This window comes from Bradyrhizobium sp. 159, from assembly GCF_023073795.1.
Taxonomy (GTDB): Bacteria; Pseudomonadota; Alphaproteobacteria; order Rhizobiales; family Xanthobacteraceae; genus Bradyrhizobium.
The window spans coordinates 1-5086 of record NZ_JADPKE010000016.1 but is presented as its reverse complement, the minus strand read 5'-3'; the positions used below and the strand labels follow the sequence as shown (position 1 = coordinate 5086).

Annotated in this window: 7 protein-coding genes; 5 read left to right on the top strand and 2 right to left on the bottom strand. The window is 65.9% G+C overall.

Annotation, left to right across the window (positions count from 1 at the left end):
- Nucleotides 1-91: 91 nt before the first annotated feature.
- The 4 genes from ccmB to IVA96_RS02325 all read left to right on the top strand — a co-directional run bounded on the left by ccmB (nucleotide 92) and on the right by IVA96_RS02325 (nucleotide 2416).
- Nucleotides 92-760 (top strand): heme exporter protein CcmB, encoded by a 669-nt coding sequence (gene ccmB, locus IVA96_RS02340; protein ID WP_247281256.1) that lies wholly within the window; start codon nucleotides 92-94, stop codon nucleotides 758-760.
- A 92-nt stretch (nucleotides 761-852) separates the two neighbouring features.
- Entirely contained in the window at nucleotides 853-1644 is a 792-nt protein-coding gene (locus IVA96_RS02335) for a heme ABC transporter permease (RefSeq protein ID WP_247281257.1), read from the top strand.
- On the top strand, nucleotides 1641-1826 hold the full coding sequence (gene ccmD / locus IVA96_RS02330; RefSeq protein WP_247281258.1) for a heme exporter protein CcmD: 186 nt from the start codon (nucleotides 1641-1643) through the stop codon (nucleotides 1824-1826). The genes IVA96_RS02335 and ccmD overlap by 4 nt, the downstream gene beginning before the upstream one ends.
- Nucleotides 1823-2416: a DsbE family thiol:disulfide interchange protein gene (locus IVA96_RS02325; protein WP_247415252.1), complete on the top strand. Its 594-nt coding sequence runs from the start codon at nucleotides 1823-1825 to the stop codon at nucleotides 2414-2416. The genes ccmD and IVA96_RS02325 overlap by 4 nt, the downstream gene beginning before the upstream one ends.
- A 156-nt stretch (nucleotides 2417-2572) precedes the next feature.
- Here the strand turns inward: IVA96_RS02325 and IVA96_RS02320 are convergent, their stop codons facing one another.
- Both IVA96_RS02320 and ftsY read right to left on the bottom strand, forming a co-directional pair.
- On the bottom strand, nucleotides 2573-3175 hold the full coding sequence (locus IVA96_RS02320) for a septation protein A (RefSeq protein WP_247281260.1): 603 nt from the start codon (nucleotides 3173-3175) through the stop codon (nucleotides 2573-2575).
- A 2-nt stretch (nucleotides 3176-3177) separates the two neighbouring features.
- On the bottom strand, nucleotides 3178-4122 hold the full coding sequence (gene ftsY, locus IVA96_RS02315; RefSeq protein WP_247415250.1) for a signal recognition particle-docking protein FtsY: 945 nt from the start codon (nucleotides 4120-4122) through the stop codon (nucleotides 3178-3180).
- Nucleotides 4123-4169: 47 nt separating this feature from the next.
- Between ftsY and IVA96_RS02310 the strand changes: the two genes are divergently transcribed.
- Nucleotides 4170-4871 (top strand): RNA pseudouridine synthase, encoded by a 702-nt coding sequence (locus tag IVA96_RS02310; protein ID WP_247281266.1) that lies wholly within the window; start codon nucleotides 4170-4172, stop codon nucleotides 4869-4871.
- Nucleotides 4872-5086 lie beyond the last annotated feature (215 nt).

The following is a 5086-nucleotide window of genomic DNA, read 5'->3' as shown; positions in this document are numbered from 1 at the left end:
CCCCAGCCCTCCCCCACAAGGGGGGAGGGAGCGCAGTTTGCCCGTGGCGCCAGCCGGCCATGCATGGGCGCGGCCTCGAAGGAAGCCCCCCATGACCGCCCTTGCCGCGCTCATCCGCCGGGACATCCGGATCGCGCTTCGCGTCGGCGGCGGGGCATTGATTGGCGTGCTGTTCTTCCTCACCGTGGTGGTGCTGATGCCGTTCGCGGTGGGCCCGGATCTGGCGCTGCTGTCGCGGCTCGGGCCGGCCATCCTGTGGCTCGGTGCGCTGCTGGCGAGCCTGCTCACGCTGGACCGGCTGTTCATGGCCGATCATGAGGACGGCTCGCTCGACCTGATCACGATGAGCCGGACGCCGCTGGAACTGGCCTGCGCTGCGAAAGCGCTGGCGCACTGGCTGGCCGCCGGCCTGCCGCTGATTGTCGCAACCCCGGTGCTCGGCCTTTTGCTCAACCTCGACATGGTCGCAACCGGCGCGGTGGCGCTGACGCTGCTGGCAGGCACCCCGGCGCTCACCTTCACCGGCATGATCGGCGCGGCGTTGGCGGTGACGCTGCATCGCGGCGGGCTTTTGATGGCCGTGCTGGTGCTGCCGCTGTCGATTCCGGTGCTGATTTTCGGGGTCGCGGCCTCGCAGGCGGTGATCGTCGGTCCCATGACGTTCGGCGCGCCGTTCTCGATCCTCTGCGCAGTGTCGCTGGTCAGCCTCGTCGTCGGCCCTTTCGCGGCGGCGGCGAGCCTGCGGCATGGACTCGACTGAGATGAGCTCGCCTCACCTTGACCCCCATCAACTCTCGCGACGCACTTTCGTGCTGATTGCCTGAGCGCTCCCGGATCATTATCACAATAACCATGACGCTGATCGACCTCGCCAATCCCACGCGGTTCCTCGCACTAACAGCGCGCCTGCTGCCGTGGCTTGCGGCTGCGACCGTCATCCTGCTCACCATCGGCCTGTACCAATCAGCGCTTGCGCCCGACGATTATCAACAGGGCGCGACGGTGAAGATCATGTTCATCCACGTGCCCAATGCCTGGCTCTCGATGTTCGTGTGGGGCGTCATGAGCATCGCCTCGCTGGGCACGTTGGTATGGCGGCATCCGCTCGCCGATGTCGCCGCCAAAGCGGCAGCGCCGATCGGCGCCGCCTTCACCTTCCTCGCGCTGCTCACCGGCTCGCTGTGGGGACGGCCAATGTGGGGCACCTATTGGGAATGGGACGCGCGGCTGACATCGGTGCTGATCCTGTTCCTGATGTATCTCGGCCTGATGGCGCTGTGGCGCGCGGTCGACGATCCCTCGCGCGCGGCACGCGCCGCCGCGGTGCTGACGCTGGTCGGCGCCATCAACCTGCCCATCATCAAGTTTTCCGTCGATTGGTGGAACACGCTGCATCAGCCGGCCTCGGTGATGCGCATCGGCGGCTCGGCACTCGACAAATCGTTCCTGATCCCGCTGCTGGTGATGGCGATCGCCTTCACGCTGCTGTTCGTCACGTTGCACTTAGCTGCGATGCGCAACGAGATCCTGCGCCGCCGTGTCCGCTCCCTGCAGATGGTGCAGGCGAGCCGCGTCGCGTTTTCGAGCGAGTTAAGCGCCGGTTCGCGTGAAGAAAACGCGTCAAAAGAAGCTGGGGCTGCGTGATGATAACGCTCGGCCCATACGCGTCGTTCATCGTGATGTCCTATGCCGCAGCGGCCCTCGTGGTCGTGCTCCTGATCGGCTGGGTCATGCTCGACTACCGCAGCCAGATTGCGCGCCTGCGCGAGCTCGATCGCAGCGGCGTTACCCGCCGCTCCGGCCGCAGCGCGACGGACAGATCATGAGCAATCCATCGAGCCAGGCGACGCAGCAGCGTCGCACCTTCCTGATGGTGCTGCCGCTGATCGCCTTCATCGCGCTGGCCCTGCTGTTCTGGTTTCGGCTCGGCAGCGGCGATCCCTCGCGGATTCCGTCCGCGCTGATCGGACGGCCTGCGCCGCAAACCCTGCTGCCGCCGCTCGAAGGATTGCAGGCTGACAATGCGCCGGTGCCGGGGCTCGATCCCGCCGCGTTCAAGGGCAAGGTCAGCCTCGTCAACGTCTGGGCGTCCTGGTGCGTGCCCTGCCATGACGAGGCGCCGCTGCTGACCGAGCTCGCCAAGGACAAGCGCTTCCAGCTCGTCGGCATCAACTACAAGGACGCGGCCGACAACGCGCGGCGCTTCCTCGGGCGCTATGGCAACCCGTTCAGCCGCGTCGGCGTGGACGCCAACGGCCGCGCCTCGATCGAATGGGGCGTCTATGGCGTGCCGGAGATCTTCGTCGTCGGCCCCGAGGGCACCATCGTCTACAAGCTGGTTGGACCGATCACGCCGGACAATCTGCGCACCGTGTTATTGCCGCAGCTGGAGAAGGCGTTGAAAGCGGGGAGCTAGCTCCGCGCTCTCGTGCGACACACTGAACTGTCATCGCCCGACTTGATCGGGCGATCCAGTATTCCAGAGACGTCAGCAGTATACGGAGAAGCCGCGGCGTACTGAATTCCCCGCTTGCGCGGGGAATGACAGCGGTACGTGGGGCGACGTTTCGCCCTAGCCCTTGCTCACATCTCCCGCCTCGGCCTCGCTCGCTTCCAGCGACGCCGGCGCAAGGTGGTAGCGCTTGGTCAGCGGCAACTGGGCGACGGCGAAGATCATGGTCAGCGTCGTCACGCCGAAGACCTTGAAGTTCACCCAGAAGTCCGTGCTCTGGGTGCGCCAGATGATCTCGTTCAGCACCGCCATGCCGGCAAAGAACAGCGCCCAGCGCAGCGTCAGGATGCGCCAGCCGTGCGGCGTCAGATTGAACACCTGATCGAACATCACGGCAATGAAGGAGCGGCCGAACAGCAGGCCGCCGCCGAGGATCGCGGCGAACAGGCCGTAGATGATGGTCGGCTTGACCTTGATGAAGGTCTCATCGTGTAGCACCAGGGTCAGCGTGCCGAACACCAGCACGATCACGGCCGTCACGATCGCCATGATCGGGATGTGCCGCGTCACCATATAGGACGCGGCCATCGCCGCCACGATTGCCACCATGAAGGCACCGGTCGCGGCGAACAGGTTGAACCTGGCATTGACGAAGAAGAACACGAGCAGCGGACCGAGCTCGGTCGCAAGCTTGAACAACGGATGCGGCTGGGTCTTGTCCATTCTCAACTTTCGATTCCGGCGATCGCGCGGGCGAAATCGCGCGCGGTGAAGGGCGCGAGATCGTCGACGCCCTCGCCGACGCCGATGAAATGCACCGGCAGTTTGAAATTTTCCGCCAGCGCCACCAGGATGCCGCCGCGCGCGGTGCCGTCGAGCTTGGTCATCACGAGGCCGGTGACCCCGGCGGTGCGGTGAAAGGCCTCGACCTGCGACAGCGCGTTCTGGCCGACGGTGGCATCCAGCACCAGCAGCACCGCATGCGGCGCGGTGGCATCCACCTTGCGGATGACGCGCACGACCTTCTCGAGCTCGTTCATCAGTTCGGCCTTGTTCTGAAGCCGACCCGCGGTGTCGATCAGGAGGACGTCGGCGCTCTGCTCCTTTGCTGCCGTCAGCGCGCTGAAGGCAAGGCTCGCCGAATCCGAGCCTTGCGCGCCGGCGATGACCGGCGTCTTGGTGCGCTCGCCCCAGACCTTGAGCTGTTCGATCGCCGCCGCGCGAAAGGTGTCGCCGGCAGCCAGCATCACCTTGCGGCCTTCGGAGGCGAATTTTTGCGACAGCTTGCCGATGGTGGTGGTCTTGCCGGAGCCGTTGACGCCGACCACGAGGATGACGAACGGCTTCTTGCCCGCATCGATCTCGAGCGGCTTCGCCACCGGCGCGAGCACCTTCTCGACCTCGGTGGCGACCACGTCCTTGACCTCGTCCGCCGAGATCGCCTTGTCGTAGCGCCCCGTACCGACGGCATCCGCGATCCGCACTGCGACTTGCGTGCCGAGATCGGCGCGCAGCAGCACGTCCTCGATGTCGTCGAGCATGGCGCGATCGAGCTTGCGCTTGGTGACGAGATCGGCGACCGCGGTCCCGAGCGAGGACGAGGTGCGCTTCAGCCCGTCGGACAGGCGGCGCCACCAGCTCAGCTTGGGGGTCTCGGAGGTATCGTTCATGGTGGGGGTGTGTTAGCCGTTCCGACGATTAAACGAAAGTCTTGCAATTGCTCGATGTTCCCGAATTGACCGCTGATGAGATTTTGGCCCGCGTGCTCCATCGCGACGGCTTGATGCTGGTCATCGACAAGCCGGCCGGCCTGCCGGTGCATCGCGGCCCCAAGGGCGGGGCGAACCTCGAAGCCTCCTTCGACGCGCTGCGCTTCGGTCTGCCGCGGCCGCCGGTGCTGGCTCACCGGCTCGACAAGGACACCTCAGGCTGTCTCGTGCTCGGCCGCCATCGCAAAGCCACCGCCTCGCTCGGCCTGCTGTTCAAGCACGGCAAGATCGGCAAGACCTACTGGACCGTGGTCGAGGGCGGCCCTGATGAAGATGAAGGCACCATCGACATGCCGCTCGGCCGCCTCAATGCCGAGCGCGGATGGTGGCAGAAGCCGGATCCCGAAGGGCAGAAGGCGATCACCAATTGGAAGGTGATGGGCCGGGGCGCGGGCCTCGCCTGGCTCGCCATGGAACCGGTGACCGGCCGGACCCACCAATTGCGGGTGCATTCGGCCGCGACCGGCTGGCCGATCATCGGCGATAACATTTACGGCAACGGCCCGCGCTTCGGCGAGCCGCGCCTGCACCTGCATTCCCGCGAGATCGTGGTGCCGATCTCCCGGAACAAGGAGCCGATCCGCGTCGTGGCGCCGGCCCCGCCCCACATGCACGAGCGCCTCCGCGCCTGCGGATGGCACGGGGACTAGCCCGGCAGCCAGCCCTCATGGTGAGGAGGCGCGTCAGCGCCGTCTCGAACCATGAAAGTCCCGTGCTGTTGCAGTTGAGCCTCGATCCTTCGAGACGCCCGCTTTGCGGGCTCCTCAGAGCCTGACTCAAAAAGCGCGTGGACGCTATCAAGGTCTGGCTAGACGGCGAATTAGGAGCCTTAGATGGGCGGCGAGCAGCCAAGCGAGCTCGGTAG